The 18,367-nt window shown below is 55.8% G+C and carries 12 protein-coding genes and 2 pseudogenes; 8 read left to right on the top strand and 6 right to left on the bottom strand.

Annotated features, from left to right (window positions below):
• Positions 1–46 precede the first annotated feature (46 nt).
• From ACIO0C_RS02700 to ACIO0C_RS02685, 4 genes and pseudogenes are all read left to right on the top strand, one after another.
• Entirely contained in the window at positions 47–1,360 is a 1,314-nt protein-coding gene (locus ACIO0C_RS02700; RefSeq protein ID WP_401307450.1) for an NAD(P)/FAD-dependent oxidoreductase, read from the top strand.
• 75 nt (positions 1,361–1,435) lie between these two features.
• Positions 1,436–2,188, top strand: a complete 753-nt coding sequence (locus tag ACIO0C_RS02695) for a gamma-glutamyl-gamma-aminobutyrate hydrolase family protein (RefSeq protein ID WP_401307447.1) — start codon at positions 1,436–1,438, stop codon at positions 2,186–2,188.
• 33 nt (positions 2,189–2,221) lie between these two features.
• Positions 2,222–3,712: an aldehyde dehydrogenase gene (locus tag ACIO0C_RS02690; RefSeq protein ID WP_401307444.1), complete on the top strand. Its 1,491-nt coding sequence runs from the start codon at positions 2,222–2,224 to the stop codon at positions 3,710–3,712.
• Positions 3,713–3,967: 255 nt separating this feature from the next.
• Positions 3,968–4,627, top strand: a pseudogene (locus ACIO0C_RS02685) (GNAT family N-acetyltransferase); the annotation flags it as partial.
• 50 nt (positions 4,628–4,677) lie between these two features.
• Here ACIO0C_RS02685 and ACIO0C_RS02680 read toward each other — a convergent pair.
• A pseudogene (locus tag ACIO0C_RS02680) lies at positions 4,678–5,687 on the bottom strand (NAD(P)-dependent alcohol dehydrogenase).
• Between the two features lie 174 nt (positions 5,688–5,861).
• Between ACIO0C_RS02680 and ACIO0C_RS02675 the strand changes: the two are divergent.
• Positions 5,862–6,776 (top strand): LysR family transcriptional regulator, encoded by a 915-nt coding sequence (locus ACIO0C_RS02675; RefSeq protein ID WP_401307441.1) that lies wholly within the window; start codon positions 5,862–5,864, stop codon positions 6,774–6,776.
• A gap of 609 nt (positions 6,777–7,385) precedes the next feature.
• Here ACIO0C_RS02675 and ACIO0C_RS02670 read toward each other — a convergent pair.
• From ACIO0C_RS02670 to ACIO0C_RS02650, 5 genes are all read right to left on the bottom strand, one after another.
• Positions 7,386–8,354, bottom strand: a complete 969-nt coding sequence (locus ACIO0C_RS02670; RefSeq protein WP_401307438.1) for a helix-turn-helix domain-containing protein — start codon at positions 8,352–8,354, stop codon at positions 7,386–7,388.
• A gap of 414 nt (positions 8,355–8,768) precedes the next feature.
• Positions 8,769–10,217, bottom strand: a complete 1,449-nt coding sequence (locus ACIO0C_RS02665; RefSeq protein WP_401307435.1) for a carotenoid oxygenase family protein — start codon at positions 10,215–10,217, stop codon at positions 8,769–8,771.
• Positions 10,218–10,358: 141 nt separating this feature from the next.
• On the bottom strand, positions 10,359–11,543 hold the full coding sequence (locus ACIO0C_RS02660; protein WP_401307432.1) for an MFS transporter: 1,185 nt from the start codon (positions 11,541–11,543) through the stop codon (positions 10,359–10,361).
• A 21-nt stretch (positions 11,544–11,564) separates the two neighbouring features.
• Positions 11,565–12,551 (bottom strand): transporter, encoded by a 987-nt coding sequence (locus ACIO0C_RS02655; protein ID WP_401307429.1) that lies wholly within the window; start codon positions 12,549–12,551, stop codon positions 11,565–11,567.
• A 637-nt stretch (positions 12,552–13,188) separates the two neighbouring features.
• Positions 13,189–14,664, bottom strand: a complete 1,476-nt coding sequence (locus ACIO0C_RS02650; RefSeq protein ID WP_401307427.1) for an aldehyde dehydrogenase family protein — start codon at positions 14,662–14,664, stop codon at positions 13,189–13,191.
• Between the two features lie 623 nt (positions 14,665–15,287).
• Here ACIO0C_RS02650 and ACIO0C_RS02645 point away from each other — a divergent pair.
• The 3 genes from ACIO0C_RS02645 to ACIO0C_RS02635 are packed head-to-tail and all read left to right on the top strand — an operon-like array spanning position 15,288 to position 18,343.
• Positions 15,288–16,649, top strand: coding sequence for an MFS transporter (locus ACIO0C_RS02645; RefSeq protein ID WP_401307424.1), 1,362 nt, complete (start codon positions 15,288–15,290; stop codon positions 16,647–16,649).
• Positions 16,650–16,668: 19 nt separating this feature from the next.
• Entirely contained in the window at positions 16,669–17,520 is an 852-nt protein-coding gene (locus tag ACIO0C_RS02640; RefSeq protein ID WP_401307421.1) for a fumarylacetoacetate hydrolase family protein, read from the top strand.
• A 1-nt stretch (position 17,521) separates the two neighbouring features.
• Positions 17,522–18,343 (top strand): IclR family transcriptional regulator, encoded by an 822-nt coding sequence (locus tag ACIO0C_RS02635; protein ID WP_401307418.1) that lies wholly within the window; start codon positions 17,522–17,524, stop codon positions 18,341–18,343.
• Positions 18,344–18,367: the final 24 nt, after the last annotated feature.

Below are 18,367 nucleotides of genomic sequence, written 5' to 3'. Positions count from 1 at the left end.
ATAAAGCGCCGCGGCTCATGTCGCGGCGCAACATAGGAGCGAAGCCATGACCGCCAGAAATAATGCCGTCATCCCTGCCGCTGAGCGGACGCAGACGTACTACAGCGCGACCCTCAAGCATGAGACCAATTACCCCACATTGCAGGGTGAAGTAAGTGTTGACATTGTCATCATCGGCGGCGGTTTTACAGGCGTCGCCAGTGCGATTGAACTGGCCGAGCGTGGCCTCAAAGTTGCCCTAATCGAGACCCACAAGATCGGTTGGGGGGCCAGCGGCCGCAATGGCGGTCAAGTCACCAGCAGCCTGTCCGGCGACGAGGCGATGCGCAAGCAGATGCGCAAGTCGCTCGGCACGGAAGTGGACAATTTTATCTGGCGTCTGCGCTGGCGCGGCCAGGAAATTATCGAGTCCAGGGTCGCCAAGTACGGCATCGACTGCGACCTCAAGCACGGCCATCTGCACGCGGCAATGAAACCCGCCCACATGGACGAGCTACGTAGCTTCCATGACGAGGCCCAACGCCGCGGCCTGGGCGACAGCGTGACCCTGCTAGACCGCTCCGGAGTGCGCAACCACCTAGCCAGCGATCAGTATCTGGGCGCGCTAAAGAACAATCGCAACCTGCACCTGCACCCGCTCAACCTATGTATCGGCGAGGCACGAGCCGCAGAGAGCCTCGGTGTGCAGATCTTTGAGCACTCCGAAGTGCTGGAGATTGTCCACGGTGACCGCCCAGCCGTCATCACAGCACAGGGTCGAGTCAATGCCAAACAGGTGATGCTGGCCGGTGATGTCTACCACACGCTGGAACCCAAACAGCTCAAGGGCAAGATCTTCCCGGCGATGGGCGGCATCGTGACCACCGCGCCTTTGGGAGACTTGGCCCGACAACTTAACCCTCAAGATTTGGCAGTCTACGACTGTCGCTTTGTCCTCGATTACTACCGAATGACCGCCGACGGCCGCCTGCTGTTCGGTGGCGGCGCCAACTACTCCGGACGCGACTCACGAGACATTGCCGGCGAACTGCGCCCCTGTATCGAACGTACTTTCCCACAGCTCAAGGGCGTGGAAATCGAGTACCAGTGGAGCTGCGCCATGGGCATCGTGGTCAATCGCATCCCCCAGCTCGGCAAGCTGTCAGACAACGTCTGGTACTGCCAGGGCTATTCGGGGCACGGCATTGCCACCAGCCATATCATGGGCGAGATCATGGCCGAAGCGATCACCGGTAGCCTTGGTCGCTTCGATACCTTCGCCAGCTGCAAACACATCAAGGTGCCGCTCGGCGACATCTTCGGCAACCCGATGCTGGCGGCAGGCATGTGGTACTACCAGATGCTGGAAAAACTCCGCTGAAGCCCCCTGCTCCGTGCGACCCGCCGGCCTCAAATGGCCTGGTACGGTTCCGCCATCCGATTCAAGAGGTCAACGATGTCCCGCATTCCCCTGGTCGCTGTCAGCGCATGCACTAAACAATTGGGTCTGCACTCCTTCCATATCGTCGGCGACAAGTATGTCAGGGCGGTAGTCCAGGGCGCAGGCGCCCTGCCGTTGGTAATACCGGCTCTGGCCGAGCTAATCGACATTCCGACGCTACTCGCGAGCATCGACGGCCTCCTGCTCACAGGTTCTCCGTCTAACGTCGAACCACAGCATTACCAAGGCCAGCCCAGTGCGACTGGCACCCTGCACGACCCGGCCCGTGATGCCAGCAACTTGCCGCTGATCCACGCGGCACTGCATGCCGGCGTACCGCTGTTGGCGATCTGTCGTGGTTTTCAGGAACTCAATGTAGCACTGGGCGGCACCCTGCATCAGTGCGTACACGAAGACGGCCGCTACGTCGATCATCGCGAGCCCACCGACCAACCGGTGGAGGTGCAATACGCCGCGCGTCAGGCGCTGCGGGTACAGCCCGGCGGGCTACTTGAAGCCATGGGCCTGGCGGCCCGGATACAGGTCAACTCGATCCACGGCCAGGGCATCGACCGCTTGGCCAAGCGACTGCGCGTCGAGGCCTTGGCGCCGGACGGACTGATCGAGGCAGTGTCGGTGATCGATGCCCAAGCCTTTGCCCTCGGCGTGCAATTTCATCCCGAATGGCAGGTGCGCAGCCACCCCAACTACCTGGCGATCTTCCAGGCCTTCGGCGCCGCCTGCCGCCAGCGCGCCGCGCAGCGTTAAAGCCAATCCAGCCCATTTTCAGGAGTACGCAACATGACCCTTTCCCTTGCCGTTTGGGAACAACGCGCCAAGACCATGCAGATCGAAACCCGTGCCTTCATCAACGGTCAGTACACCGCTGCTGTGTCCGGTGAAAACTTCGATTGCATCAGCCCGATCGATGGCCGCCTTCTGGGCAAGGTGGCCAGTTGTGACTTGGCCGACGCCGAATTGGCAGTGAAGAATGCTCGCGCCACCTTCGAATCCGGCGTGTGGTCGCGCTTGGCGCCGGTCAAGCGTAAGGAAGTGATGATCCGTTTCGCTGACCTGATCGAAGCCCACAGTGAAGAACTCGCCTTGCTGGAAACTCTGGACATGGGCAAGCCCATCGGCGACTCGCTGAGCGTCGATGTTCCGGGCGCTTCGCGGGCGATCCGTTGGAACGGGGAAGCCATCGACAAGATTTACGACGAAGTGGCCGCCACCAGCCACGACCAATTGGGCTTGATTACCCGCGAACCGATCGGCGTGGTCGCGGCCATCGTGCCGTGGAACTTCCCGCTGCTGATGTCCTGTTGGAAGCTGGGCCCGGCGCTGGCCACCGGTAACTCGGTGATCCTCAAGCCGTCTGAAAAGTCGCCACTGACTGCACTGCGTCTGGCTCAATTGGCTATCGAGGCCGGCATTCCGGCCGGCGTGTTCAATGTGCTGCCGGGCTTCGGTCATACCGTCGGCAAGGCCTTGGCCCTGCACATGGACGTCGACACTTTGGTATTTACTGGCTCCACCCGGATCGCCAAGCAGCTGATGATCTACGCCGGCGAATCGAATATGAAACGCGTCTGGCTGGAGGCCGGTGGCAAGAGCCCGAACATCGTCTTCGCCGACTCGCCTGACCTGCTGGCTGCCGCCGAGGCTGCAGCCAGCGCCATTGCCTTCAACCAGGGCGAGGTCTGCACCGCCGGTTCTCGCCTGCTCGTGGAGCGTTCGATCAAGGATAAGTTCGTACCCATGGTGGTCGAGGCGATCAAGGCATGGAAACCGGGCAATCCTCTGGATCCTGCAACCAACGTCGGCGCCTTGGTGGATACCTCGCATCTGAACTCCGTGTTGGACTACATACATGCTGGCCAATCCGAGGGTGCCAAATTAGTGGCAGGCGGCAAGCGCATTCTGGAAGAGACGGGCGGCGTTTATGTCGAGCCGACCATCTTCGACGGAGTTAACAATACGATGAAGATCGCGCGGGAAGAGATCTTCGGCCCGGTGCTTTCGGTCATCGCCTTCGACGACGTCGAAGAGGCCGTGCACATCGCCAACGACACTGTCTACGGACTTGCAGCTGCGGTTTGGACTAGCAACTTGTCAAGGGCCCACCGGGTCGCTAAGGCTTTGCGTTCGGGCAGTGTATGGATAAACCAGTACGACGGCGGCGACATGACCGCACCTTTTGGGGGCTTCAAGCAGTCAGGCAACGGTCGCGACAAGTCGCTCCACGCCTTCGACAAGTACACCGAGATCAAAGCAACGTGGATCAAGCTCTGACGCGAACACGCCTCAACCTCGCATTTCAGTAATAACTCAAACCGACTTTAAGTGGGCGTGCCTGCCGATGGAACTTCAGCAGGTCTACGCATAAAAACACAACTTTAGGTGTTAACAGCCTAAGTCCATCTTTTCCTATAAAAAAGAGCCCTCAATGGGCCCTTTTGTACTCAAACCAAAATCACTTGGTCAGCCAGGACTCAACGGTCGCGGAGCCGTGCTTTAGGAATTGGGCGCCGATTGTCGCACGACGCGGCAAACGATGCCCGCGCCTCTCAAATTCAGCTCACCGAACCTGGTCGTAACGTGCTGGCGTCGCTTGAGCAAGCCGCTCGTGAGGAAGTCGTGGCTATGCTTGAAGTCCTGCCCGAGCCGCAGCAAAAGCAACTGACGCACGCCATGAAGCGGATACAGGCGCTACTGGGCGACAGAGATCCCTCCTACCTCCTGCGCGATCCCAAAGCGGGTGATATGGGGATTGTCGTTCAGCAGCAAGCTCAACTCTATGCCCGCGAATACGGCTGGAATTCGGAGTTCGAAGCGCTGGTGGCAGAAATAGTCGCCAAATACCTTCGTGAATTCGATCAGTCGTGCGAGCGATGCTGGATCGCGGAAAAAGATGCCAAGGTCATCGGTTCGGTCTTTGTCGTCAGGCATGACGAGACAACCGCCAAATTGCGGATGCTCTACGTAGATGCAAGTGCCCGGGGCATGGGCATCGGTAATCGGTTGCTCGAAGAGAGCCTCCGATTTGCAGGACACGCTGGATACAAGAGCATGATCCTTTGGACAACCAGCGTCCTTTCTGAAGCCCGAAAGCTTTATCAGAAGGCAGGTTTTCAGTTGGTCGAAGAGGAACAGGTGCACAGTTTCGGAAAAGACCTCGTCAGCCAGACTTGGGCTAGGGATCTGTAGAGGCGTTGCCGAGACAGGAAAAAAGGCGCCACATTGGCGCCTTAACTGTTTCAGGCGATTTTGATTACAACCTTTCCAAACGCACCTTTCGCAAGATGCTCATAAGCTTCTCGAGCTTTTCGAACGGGAACACCTGATCGACCACAGGGCGGATCTTGTGTTGGTTGAGGAACGCATTCATCCGGTCGAACGAGGAGCGCGGCGCCACGGCGATACCGCGAATGGTGGTCTGGCGAAAAATGAGTGGCATCAAGTTGAGTTCAACGGTTTGCCCCGTCAAAAAGCCGATCTGCGCTATACGCCCGGATGCCTTGGTCGCTGCGACCGATTGATTGACTCCGTTGCCACCGGCTACGTCGAGCAGCAGATCCACGCCTTTGCCTTCGGTCAGCCTCAACACCTCATCTGCCCAGTTCGGGGTCGTCCTGTAGTTGATGCCCGCCACGGCCCCCAGCCCCTTCACGGTTTGCAGATTCTGGTCGCTACTCGACGTTGCGATTACCTTCGCGCCAAGCGCAGTCGCGATCTGCACGGCAAATATCGACACACCTCCGGTGCCTTGAACCAATACGGTCTGTCCCGGCTGGATCTGTCCAAAGTCCACCAGCGAATACCAAGCCGTGAGCGCAGCAATAGGGAGTGTTGCCGCCTCTTCGTCGCTCATGTTGTCGGGTGCACCGACGGCGCTGTCTTCATGGATGATCATGTATTCGGCCAAACCGCCGGGCAACGGCGAACCGAAGCAGTAATCGGGTTCGTTCGGCCCTGGCTCGCCATCCAGCCAACGTGAGTAAAGATGCGAGTTGACGCGATCACCCACTTTGAAACGCGTGACGTTGTCACCGACCGCGACCACTGTGCCGGCGGCATCGCTTACCGGGATCAGTGGCTTGGGCACCATGTGCGGCTCGTAGATGCCGTCGACGATGGCCTTGTCGCGAAAGTTGAGCGAGACCGCACCGACCTTGACCAGCAACTCGCCAGCCTTGGGTTGCGGGGTCGCTATCTCTCCCAATTGCAGGTTGTCGAGTCCAAAATCTTTCAATAACCAGGCTTTCATTACGAATCTCCAAATACACGTCAATGGCCTCGAACCAGAGCCGGTTCTGCCTTGGGTGCATTTTTCACTTTTGATGGTGTGCAATAAATGCGTGGAAAAAGACATGATTGTTCTATCCTCAGACAACAATCATGCTCAACTTCGTGAGTCAGGCGGGGTTCATAGGAAAGCGTCATGGAATTGCTTCAATCAATGCGACTGTTCGCCAGGCTTGCCGAACTCGGCAGCTTTACCAAAGCCGCCGAATCGCTGGACATCGGGCGACCTCAGGTCACTCGGTATATCCAGGAGTTGGAGGCGTCATTGGGCGTGCGCCTGTTCCAGCGCACCACGAGAAAGGTGGCACTCACCGCCGAGGGCGAGAGGTTCTATCAACGAGTACAGGAAATCCTGGCGGATATTTCTGCTGCTACCTCGATGTTCGACCGATCCGGAGCAACGCTCACAGGCCGACTTCGCGTCGATATCCCGACCGCTTTCGCGCAAATGGAATTCATCAAAAGCCTTAAGGAATTCACCACCTCCTACCCTGGTATCAACATGACGCTGGGCGTGACTGACCGGGCCGTAGATCTGATTGGTGAAGGCATCGATTGCGCGTTGCGTATCGGCGATCTACCGGATTCGACCTTGATCGCTCGTCCTATCGCGATGGCAATCATGGTGACGTGTGCAGCGCCCGAGTATCTGCACAAGCATGGCGAACCCGAGACACTCGACGACTTGGCCTCCCATCGAGGCGTCAACTTCTTGTCCGGCCAGAGCAACAGAACATTGCCTTGGCATTTCTCGGTAAAAGGTCAGGATCGAGCGTTTGTGAGTAACGCCGGCATCACCGTCACCGAATCGAATGCATACGTTCAGTGCGGCGTGTCGGGCTTCGGAATAATCCAGGCGCCAGGGATTACCGTGGCCGAGCATTTAGACAGTCGCGGTTTGGTTGAAATTCTAAAACCCTATCGGCCAGCCCCTCGCCCTGTGTCGTTGCTGTACCCCAGCCGGACGCATCTGGCGCCACAAGTTCAAGTTTTTATTGAGTGGCTGCAAGAGAGTTTTCCGCAGCTTCATACTGACTGGTTGGAACCATAGCGATCATTGAACCGGTTCACGCCACTTCATACCGCAGCTTAGCTATGGGCAGGCGATGACTCGAGCTGGCGCAAGTAGACGACATCATCAGCGTGAAGAATGCTCAGCTGTCGGCGCTGATTGAAAACTGACTCAACAGCCTTTACTGGGTCAGTTTTCGGTCAGCGGCAACAACCCCCGGTACAAAAATAGTCCTACCCCCGGTACAGGTCCAAAATGGCTCACATGAGCACAGATAAGGCGTACTTCTCCATTTTCGTGGCATTTGAATGGCATTTAAATACCATAGAAATAGGGCCCATCTTTTGTGCCACCTGAAATATTTGGCCTTGGCATTTTTGTGCCACTGAAAAGCCAAACTTTGGCATTTTTGTGCCCCTAAAATAGCCAGATATTGGCATTCTTATGCCAGCAAAATGGTAGGTGCGCTATTTATGTACCACAGGTAAAGAAATGCGGGGCACCGCGTCTGGGATCAGGTGGTAACTTTGAGTGCGGGGTTCATGGAGCGCTTACAATTGATCAAGCCAAAGACGAATGGCGAAACAATCGCGAACGCGTCGAATGCTGCAGTAATAGCTTTTCGTCGGGCGTATTGGATAGCGCTGTTCAACTGGTTTCACGGAACAACCGTGGAGTCATTCCAAACGAGGCCTTGAACGCTCGACTGAAATGAGAGCTGCTGACAAATCCCCATGACAATGCCACATCAGTAATCGACTGATCAGACCGGTCAGGATTGCGAAGATCCTCCGCGCAGCGCGTGAGCCTTCGTTGCCAGATGTATTCGCTCAGACTGCAACCCAGCTCATCTTCAAAAAGGCGATGGAGCGTGCGCGTCGAGCATCCTTCAGATGCGGCTATTTGCTCGAGAGTCAATTCCGGCTCAGCCAAACGGTCTTCGATGAAGCTTTTGATCCGATGCTTCTTGAAGTATCGGAAGTCATGTTCGAGCTTCGGGGCCGCGACGCTTTTTTCTATCAGATTTTCGACCAGTGCCGTAATACTTTGCCCTATAGAATGGGATGAACGGGCGTTGAGTAATGCGTAATGGTTATAAGCATCCGTGATCAGATGATGCAACATTTTTCCAAGACCTGCCCGATTGTTCAGGTGAAGATCAGACGGCATCGCAATATTCCCTACTAGGCCATTACACAACAGCATTAGGTATTCACAGCCATTGGGACTTGTCACCTCAAACGGCTTGCCGCTGTCAATCAGCATGAGCTCGTCTGCAGACACACTATGGGAGCGAGTTCCCTGGCTGAAATGGCTGATGCCTCGTGTCTGAAGTATGAGTAGCCAGGGAGCTTCACTGGGTGTTACTGCTGCGTTGAGGCGACGGGAAAATCGATGAGGTGTACTCACCATTCGGCAGAAGTGCAAATCGCCCAGATCGCCGTACTCCAAACGTCCGGCAAAGGGAGCACCATCCAAGGGCTGAAAGCTGGTTGACTCAAGGCGGCGTACGGACTCCGGCGTTCGTCCTACATGAACACTCATGAACTCCTGCCACTTCGTCAGTCGATCTGATCTTCCAAACTGATCGGTACTTACACAGGACAATGCACTCATCACGCGACCTTCTCTTCTTGTAGGGAAGCCGAGGGCTTCCTACCCCCAAGCCTACCACTGTTACAACGGGTATTGCTGCCCTCCCATCCTCTACGTTACACATTGCACGTGTCTGTACTAGCCCATGGCGTAATGGCCATAGAGAAAGACCCTGAGTCGAGTTTTTTCGCCCTGCGCGTTGGGCTGTCGTCAAAACTGGCGTCACTCAAGTAGTGGAAGCCCGCTGAATGGATCGCGGTTGTCCAGTCGGAGACTGGACCGCCCCGTCTGCCACTTGTCATTAATGTATGGGTGGCCGTTTATACCGGAAAAAATTGGTTATTCCCTCATCTTAACCTCAGTGAAATGTAGGACTCCAAAACGAACTGCCCACCCTATCCACAGTACCTGTGCAGCGGTAGTTGATTGGCCTTACTACCGTGTCGCGGACCAGCAGCCATGCAAGGACATGCGCATGCGCAGCGGGAGCTTGATCCGTGCGACGGGCCCATCTGCAATGTTCAAGCTGTCGAGTACTACCAGCTCCGTAGACTGCTCCGCAATGTGGTTTAACAACGCCATAACATAGCCATCGCCTTCGGGCGCATCGGTAGAACGTGGCACGAAAATGGGCTCTTGGAAGCACTCGCTGTCTCCAGCAAACCAGCTCTCGCTCTCTCCGGTACGGACGTTGATATGAGTCAGCAGGTTAAAGAACTGAAAGGGCATCGGGCCACTTGCTTCGTTGTAAGGCCTTTGCGGATCGAAGGCAATCACAAAGCCATGCTCATAGGGACGACCGACATAACGGTCATCGCAACGGGGGAATTCGCATCGAAATTCACTCAGCGCATAGGGCTCTACCTCTTCAGAGCGCGAGCTCAGGTCGAAGCTCCACCGCATCATCTGCGAGTTCAGTGTTTCCGGTGACGGAACGAACCCGTCTGCTTGGGGGAAAAAATAGAAGATATTGCCGCTGGTAACCGGCATATCGACTTGAATCAACCCGTTCTCTTCAAAGGCATTGAGGGTATGGCCCTGGAAACCATTGGCCGGCCCCTTGAACCAGCGAACCTCACTGCTGGCCCCCCCGCGCGGAACGATCGCGAAAAGTTGAGGAAGATCGGGTTGCCATTCAAAGTGCTGCCCACCGCGCTTCATCCGCTCAACGTCAACTGTCAGCGGGATAAGGGGAAACACCACATAGTGCTCGGTCACGGCAAAGTCATGAACCATGGCGGCGTAAGGTGCCTGGAACCATATTTCGTGTAGCAACGTGCCGTCTGGGGCGAGTTCAAAGTAAGCCAGATCGGGCGAGCCATCGCCCTTGGCTTCATAGCTGAATGCCAACAGGTTGCCAGTCACCGGGTCTAACTTAGGGTGTGCCGTGAATGTCTGCGCTTTGATTTGTCCATCAAAGTCATGAACACCGAGAGTCTCCAGTGTTGTCGGGTCCATGGCGTAGGGAAGCGCGTCCTCCTTCATGGCCAAAAGCACGCCGTTGTACATGAGCACAGTGGTATTGGCTGTAGTGTTGTTCTTCGCCGCTTTAGGATCATTGGTGTGCACGTTGCGATAGATACCGTTGAGCGAACGCCCTTCGCGCCGCTGCGCCATTAAACGGTCGGTTTTTACATATCGGCGGCGCAGCGAAACACGTCCGTTTTCAAAGAAGAACGCACTGACCACGCCATCGCCATTGAAAAAAATATCCTCACCAAGCATTGGTGGATATTGCGGGTCCGGGGAAACTTGATAAAACGCCCCATTAATGACCGCGGGCAGCGTGCCCTCGATTTCCAGATCGAAAATGTCTACTTCGACGCGACTCGGGTAATAAAGCGAACCAGAGAATTCAGGAGTTTGCGGAAATTGAGTGGTCATCACATACCTCTAATTATGTACTTCGCGGTCCAGATAAAGCGTGCAGGCTGAACCAGATAAAAAATGAATTTGCTTTTCGATTCGGTTTTTGACGTAAGGCGTCCACTTGAAAGTGCTCAAGTGCAGCCACACGGGTGATTGCTACGCGCAGTCACCTTCCGGCACCGCGGGTGTCAGGTGCCTTTGTCCTCGATTGAAGGACGCCACCACAGTGATTGCCGTGATCAGCGCAACTACATACGCTCCCGCCGCCAGCCACCCCACAGCACGAAAATCCCCAGTGCCCACCACCAAAGCCGCAGCGAACGGCCCCAATCCCTGTCCGACGAAAATTGCAGCATTGCCTAGGCCGGCCAATCGGCCACTCGGGTCTAGTTCGGCGGCCATCGACAACAGATAAGGCAGGCAAAAGAACCAGACCAGGTGGATCAGCCCTGCAGTCAAGGCGAAAGACAAGGCGCTCGTACCGTAGACCATCATCAGCGTCGCGATGAGTGCAGTACCAAATCCAAACAGCTGAGGAAACAACAGGCCTAGTCGCCGCTTGATCAGCCCCGCCAACCCGGCGCCCACGGCGCCTGCCAGCACGCTGGCACCCAAAATTGCGCCGATTTGTTCCTGTACCAGCCCGATACTTTTCCCAATGCGTTCCTGATAGACCCACAGCGCAGAGTGACCAAAGAACAGCAGCGCGAACAGGCTGATAAGCAGTATGGAAGTCAGCCCTAAGCGGGCTACCTGCTGCTGGTTACATTCCACTGACCCGACGAACCTCGCAGGGATTCGACGAATACCAAAAGCAGCAATGACACTTGCGACACCCAACAACAGAAAGCATGAAGAAACCCCGCCATGCCCCAAGACTAGCGGCATGCTGGACACCAGCATCACACCCCAAATCAGATTACCGATATTAATGACCGCGAAGGTTGCATCCTTAGATGACCTGAGTGCCGCACTGGCATATACCACAGCCATCGCCGCACCTCCGCCGAGGCCCGCGCAAAGGCGCAGCGCCACCAGTTCAGCAAAGCGGTTGGCATAGCAACTCGCGATATTACTAATGATTAGAAGCGCAAGTGCTATGAGGGCGTAACGCTGTCGATTGATGCGGGGCATCAGCATAGCGCTTGCGCCACAGGCGAATGCCATAGCGATTAACTCGGCGGCAAAGACAGGCCCGATTTCATTCAAAGAGAGGCCGAGTTGATCAACAAAGGCCCCCCCAAGCATCGGCTGAACCTGCAATGTACCCAGTGAAACCACCATAATCAGACACAGCGAGAATAATGTGCCCTTGCTGTCCACTTGTTCGATTGCTTGCATGGTCGCGATACCTCAGACACTTCAAAGGGCGTGAGCAAAACGTGCTTGCACGGAGAACTCGTTCTTGGCTCGATTTTCAACATCGGATTCGTGATAAATGTTGAACCAAAAACCCTGCCCTTCGCTGATCTTCCAGAATACGCCTGGGCCGAGGCCAAGAACCCGTTCACGCGAGTCTTCCAGGCGGTGACCATTCACACGGTCATCAGAGATTTGTTTGAAGTAATAGCCATTAAGTCCCACAGAGACTTTGGGGAATACTTCGTAGGATGCGGTAAAATTCGCCCACGCCGCTTGCCCCGCTTGGGTGTCATCTACTGACTGCCCTAGGTAATCGAGAGGTGCACTGCTGGCAGGCTTGTCGTTTCGGAAGTTGTAGAGATAGTGAAGGCGCCAGCTCACCTCCCAACGGGGTGCGGGCATTAACGTGGCAGCCCAGTAGGGATTGATGGAGTAAAAATTGGAGCCCGGGTTGAAATCTTTATGTTCGTCGTATTTCCCGGTAGGCAAGATCATGTCCATGGCAAATCTTTGGACATACACCGGGCGGCCGTGCTGATCGACTATCGGGTCAAATTGAACCTGAGGCCCGGCAACGACATCCCCCACCCCGGAACTATTATCCTTGAGCTGCGCACCTGCCGGCCCCAGGTCAGCATCAAGCGAAACAATGGGGACAATCAGACTCCAGCCCAGATGAGCGCCCATTCCGATAGTGTTCGGTGAGTAATAGCTGAGCTGGTTTAGCAGAGTAGTAACCGTCAGTTTCGGATCGTCAAGGGCAGGGTTTTGATTGCCGTTGGCCCCGATGAATGACTGGGCGGAATCGTACTTCAGATATACCAGATGGCTTAAACCAGGTGGGCCGGCAAAGCCATCGTAAAAGCTGGTTCCACCCAGGTTGATACCTGCTGGCTCGTTGACTGACGGCGTCACAGCGAAAACCGACGGGGTTGAAGCGGCGAGTAGCGCTAGCGCAATGCACTTGGTTGCAAAGGGTGTTTTCATGATGAGCTCTATTGTTTGAATTATGAGCGATGGAGCGGGCAGCTCCGATGCCATTCAACTGTATGCATTTGGTTGGTACGGATCTTTCACCAGCGAGACAACCTTGCCTGAAAGCGACAACTTTGCGGAACTATCACTACAGACGTTTCACTGACCACTTTAAAGCTGTGGTGCGGAGCAGAGATCGAACTGACTGGGCCTGAAAAATGGCGTGAAACCTCTCTGCCTAATGCCGATGGCGGACGAAGGTTTAGCATTGACAACGCACTATTGGAAACTGGTCGGGATCTCACCCGAGATAGCGTTCCGGATAAGGCAAATGGAGCGCTTCGCGGATTGGTCGCTTACGATTTTGGAGTGACTGTCTTATCCGACATGGAGCTGGGACTGATGTGGGATGACCAAGCTATGACGTTGATATCAATTCAAGACCTACGCCAGTTCTTTTTGTAGGCCTGGCATAGGTATTGAATCAGGCGGCTGATCGTTAAACATCAGTCCATGGTCGCTGCCTGCACTATGTGCTCGCCAGCATTCCTCTCATAAGGTCCAGGAGCGTCTTCCCGCCATCATTGGTTAATCAAAAAATTCCCCGAAAACTCAGGGCATTTATCACAAAAGGATTCTGCTGCCGAAGTTAGAACGGATAAGTTCGACGCTTGTGCTGCGTCGAAACCCAGTGATCACTGGTCAACTCAGCAATGATCCAATCACTGTTGAATCGTCCGATACCACTGTTCTTCTCGCCGCCAAACATATTGTTCGGGTCATCGTTCACCGAGATGTCATTGATGTGCGTCATGCCGGCCTCGATTTGCTGAGCAAAGCGTAAGCCTCGACCTTCATCTTGGGTGAATACCGCAGACGAGAGCCCAAACTCAGTCTGGTTCGCCAACTCCAGTGCGTGAGCTTCGTCGCGGGCAGTGATGATCGGTGCCACCGGGCAAAACTGCTCGGCTTGAGCCAGATCGCTCATGTTGTCCACGTTTACGAAGACGTGCGGTGGCAACACCTGTCCGTTTGCCGCGCCACCCAACAGCATCTCGATGCCCTCAGCTTTAGCCGCTTCGATCCGTGCAACTGCGCCCTCCAACTGGCGACGGTTGATCAACGGACCAATGACTGTATCCGCAAGGTCAGGGTCGCCGACTTTCAGCTGACGGACGCGTTCAACAAATGCTTCGACAAAGTCTTTTTGCAGTGAGGCGTCGACGATAATTCGGTTACTGCTCATGCAGATTTGCCCTTGGTGCAGGAAGCGCCCCACTACAGCAGCGTGCACCGCCAGATCCAGATCCGCGTCATCGAGCACTACGCAGGGAGCATTTCCACCCAACTCCAATCCGACTCGCTTGAGTGTCGGCCCCGTCACTGCCAACGCGCCAATGTGCCGCCCGACCCGAGTCGATCCCGTGAACGAGATGAATTTGGGAATCGGATGCAGGGTAAAGGCATCTCCCAAATCGGACACATCGCCCACGACAACATTCAAAACTCCCGGCGGAAAGCCGGCCTCCTCGTATATTTTCGCCAACAGCAAGCCGCCGGTCACCGGCGTATCGTCAGCAGGCTTCACGACGACGGCGTTACCAAGTGCAAGTGCTGGTGCGATAGACCGATTTGAAAGATGCATCGGCCAGTTCCAGGGGCTGATAACCCCAACCACACCCAGGGGTTTGCGGTAAACGCGGCTTTCTTTATCAGGGGTGTCAATCGGCAGAATGCGGCCAACAACTCTCGAAGGCATGGACGCAGCAGTGATCATGGTCGAACGTACCGCCGACCACTCAATCTCGGCTTTAGTACGGGTACTGCCTGACTCACGAATCAACCAGTCGACAATTTCTTCGTGCCTGGCTTCCAGCACGTTAACGGCTCGCATGAACAACGCAGCACGCTCATTCGGTAACGTCTGTGCCCATCCTTTCTGCGCGGTCGCTGCCGCTTGGTAGGCGTCGTCGAGGTCGCCGGCATTACCCAGCGATACCTCGGTGAGCAACGCGTTGTCATACGGGTTGCGGTTCTCAAGGACCTTACGTGTACTTCCGTCACGCCAGGCGCCGGCGATGTATTGGCCAGTAAAATTTTGCCACGGTAATGGGCGGTCAAACATACGTATTCTCCGGTTGATTCAAAGTAGGTCAGCGCCAGTTTTCGTCTCGCCTGCCAGTCTGGAAGTCGCGAGTCTCGCCAAAGGGTGGTGCAGTCCAAGGGTGGATGCTGGACGGTACGGAGGTTGGCTAGGAGCTGGGCAACCGGCCGCGCATTCGAACGAGGCAAAGCTTCAGCAATGCTCCGATCTAAACAAAAGGAGCGATAACCAGGACTAGTTCCCACAATCTTCCCACCCCAAATAGCTCGACGATCGCTCAGGGATCGCCCGCAGCACCAACCCGTAGCGGCGAGTCACCGACCGCATCATTCAGTGATCCACTTATTCATTTGATGAGCTGGCATCCGCAGTCTGCTGAGGGAAAACGCTCTAGAGCAGTCGCCGCCCTGCTCTACATCCCGAAAATCGCATCTGCCTGCTCACGGTTTTACAGGGTGACTCCCCTGATATCTCACCTATGACACCTAGGACCAGATGAGTCAGACAAATGCAAAATAGCATATTTCCTGCATTTTGGGATTTTGGTTATTTTTCTCTTTACAGGATTTTTTATCCATAATAGATTTGGCCTCAGTCAAGGGCACGTGCGTGCCCAGACAATAAAAACAATAAGAGGTACGTTCATGCACACGCCTACACCTAGCAATATCCTCTGCGACATCGTGGACACCCGCCCTGTCAGTCGGTTGCAATGGGAGGTGCTCGCCCTCTGCACATTGGTTGCAGTGCTTGACGGATTCGACACCCAGATCGTCGGGTTTCTGGTGACTGCCATGTCGTCAACCTTGAACGTGGCGCCACAAGCCTTGGCCCCGGTGTTTGCGGCAGGTCTATTTGGTTTGATGCTCGGCGCGCTACTGCTGGCCCCTATGGCGGACCGATTGGGGCGTAAGAAAATCCTGGTGTTGTCGATCTTGCTGTTCGGCACATTCGCTTTACTGACCGCTTTTGTTAACAGCGTTTCGCAATTGCTCGTCGTGCGCTTCCTGACCGGTATAGGTCTCGGCGGAGCGATCCCAAACCTGGTGGCGCTGATCTCTGAATACAGCCCTCGGCGTTATTCGCGCAGTGCAGTCACCCTGTTGTTCTGTGGCATGCCACTGGGTGCGATGCTGGCAGGCTTGACGGCTGACCAATTCCTCGCCACCTGGGGATGGGAAAACCTATTCCTGATCGGTGGCGCACTCCCCTTGTTGGTCGCCGGCGTCGTGGTATGGCGCCTTCCAGAGTCGGTTGAGTTTCTCAGTCGCAAGCCCGGTAGTCGCCCTGCCCTGAGCGCTATCATCAAGCGGCTCGCACCCGACCTCGCAGAACTGCCCGCCAACGTTGGCCACCTACGCCAACAGGCAACCGCCTCTACTTCCCTGAGCCGTCTTTTCACAGCCGGCATGTGGCGCCGTACGCTGCTGCTTTGGCTGCCGTATGCCATGAACTTGCTGATTTTGTACTTCATCATGAGCTGGATCCCGACGCTGCTGGTGGCTGCCCAGGCACCGCTAAGCATGGGAATTCGCGCCATCGTTCTGTTCAGCCTGGGAGGTGTGATCGGCTCTGTCATACAAGGCTGGCTGATGAACCGTTGGGGTTCGATCAACGTGCTGACCATCGAGTTTATGGGCTACCTGGCGATCGTGCTGGCGCTCAGCCAATTACCTGTTTCGCTTTATTCGCTTTTCCCCGCAATGTTGGTACTGGGCATTTTGGTGCAGGGTGCACAGGCAGGTCTCAACGCTTTGGCCGCCGAGTTGTACCCGCAGGAAATACGCTCCACCGGCATTGGTTGGGCACTAGGCGTCGGGCGAGTGGGTTCAATTACAGGCCCCGTCTGCGGCGGCATGATGCTGGCAGCCGGCTGGGTTTTAACCGAAATCCTCAGCGCAGCGTTGATCCCGGGACTCATCGCGCTGGCGGCGATTACCTTGTTACGACTTGACCACGCAAGCAAGCAACAACCTACGACATCACAGTCTGTTCCTCATCATTGATGCAACAAAAGGCATACCCATGAAAATCGCAAGCTTCGTTTACCAGAATCGTTACACGTACGGCGTTGTTGAAGGTGACTACGTCATTGACTTGGAATCGCTGAAGTCTCACCTGGGCGCAGACCTCAAAGAAGCTATCGCGCGCAATCGACTGAGCGAGCTGGATGCTGATGCGCTGAAATACCTGCCCCGACTGGCATTGAGTGAAATCACCTTTCTGCCGGTTATTGCCAACCCTGGCAAAGTGCTCTGCATCGGGATCAACTATGCCACCCACGTGCGCGAGACTGGCCGGGACATGCCTACCTACCCGATGATTTTCACCCGCTTTGCCGACAGCCAGACCGCACATCTGCAGCCCATCGTTCGCCCAACCGTTTCCCACAAGCTCGACTTCGAAGGTGAGCTGGCCGTGGTGATTGGCAAGACCGCTCGCCACGTCAAACCGGAAGATGCCCTCGACTATGTTGCCGGCTACGCCTGCTACAACGACGGCAGCGTACGTGATTGGCAGAAGCACACCATCCAGTTTGTTCCAGGGAAGAACTTCCCGGCCACCGGGGGGTTCGGCCCATGGATGGTCACGAGCGATGAAATCGTCGATCCGCAGGACCTGGAGCTGACTACTCGATTGAACGGCGAAGTGATGCAACACACGCGCACCAGCGACATGATTTTCGATGTGCGCAAGTTGATCGAGTACTGCTCCGCGTTCACTGAGCTGGCCCCTGGAGACGTCATCGTCAGCGGCACTACAGGAGGTGTTGGCGCATTCCGTGAGCCACCGGTCTGGATGAAGCCGGGCGATATCGTCGAAATCGAAATCGAGCGCATCGGCATCCTGCGCAACAGTATTGTAGACGAGCGCTGACATGCAAAGACCGTTTGATTCCGAAGACACCTCCGACCAATTGACGGACAGCAAAAGTTCCAGTCTGGAGCGGATGCTGCGAATCCTCGACCTGTTCACCGAGCACCATCCCATCTGGACGGTCGATGGGATGGGAAATGCGCTGGGGTTCACACGCTCCACTGCCTACCGTTATGTACGCGAACTGGCCGAGGCCAACTTGCTGTTTCAGGTAGAGGCCGGACGCTATGCACTTGGCGCCAGAATCATCACCTGGGATCGCCAACTGCGCGTCAGTGATCCGCTGGTTCGTGCCGCACACTCACTTGAGTCGACCTTTCCGCAATGGAGTGCCGAGCAAGCCTGGTTGGTTTGTCGGCTGTTCAAGGATCAAGTGGTCTGCGTCCATCAAACCGGCAATCTGTCCAATCAGGTGAGCTATTCGCGAGGCTCCCCAAGACCGTTATTCATGGGGGCCACCTCAAAAGCGATCCTGGCCAATATGGGCTCGCGACACCAGAGCCAACTGTTTCTGGAAAACCCGAGTGACGTCGAGTCCAGCAACCTTGGAAAGACTTGGGAGCAGTTCCGACGCTCGCTCCAGCGCTTACGCCGCCAGGGATATGTACTGAGCTCGAGCGAAGTGGATGCTGACGTCTTCGGCTTAGCGGCCCCCATATTCGATGGCGACGGCAAAGTGGTGGGAAGCATTAGCTGCGTGCGCCCCATTTCACAACGCGAAAGCGAACAGGATGAAGCGCAGGGCCAGCAGATTCTCACCCTTGCCGATAACCTTTCACAACTCATGACTGCGCTGGCGCATAGGCCAGAACTACTGGACTGATCCGCGTTGCGGTCAACGAGGGAA

The organism is Pseudomonas sp. NPDC087336, assembly GCF_044744285.1.
In the GTDB taxonomy this organism is placed as follows: domain Bacteria; phylum Pseudomonadota; class Gammaproteobacteria; order Pseudomonadales; family Pseudomonadaceae; genus Aquipseudomonas.
The sequence above is the reverse complement of the archived record's forward strand: the minus strand, read 5'-3'. Positions and strand labels throughout refer to the sequence as shown.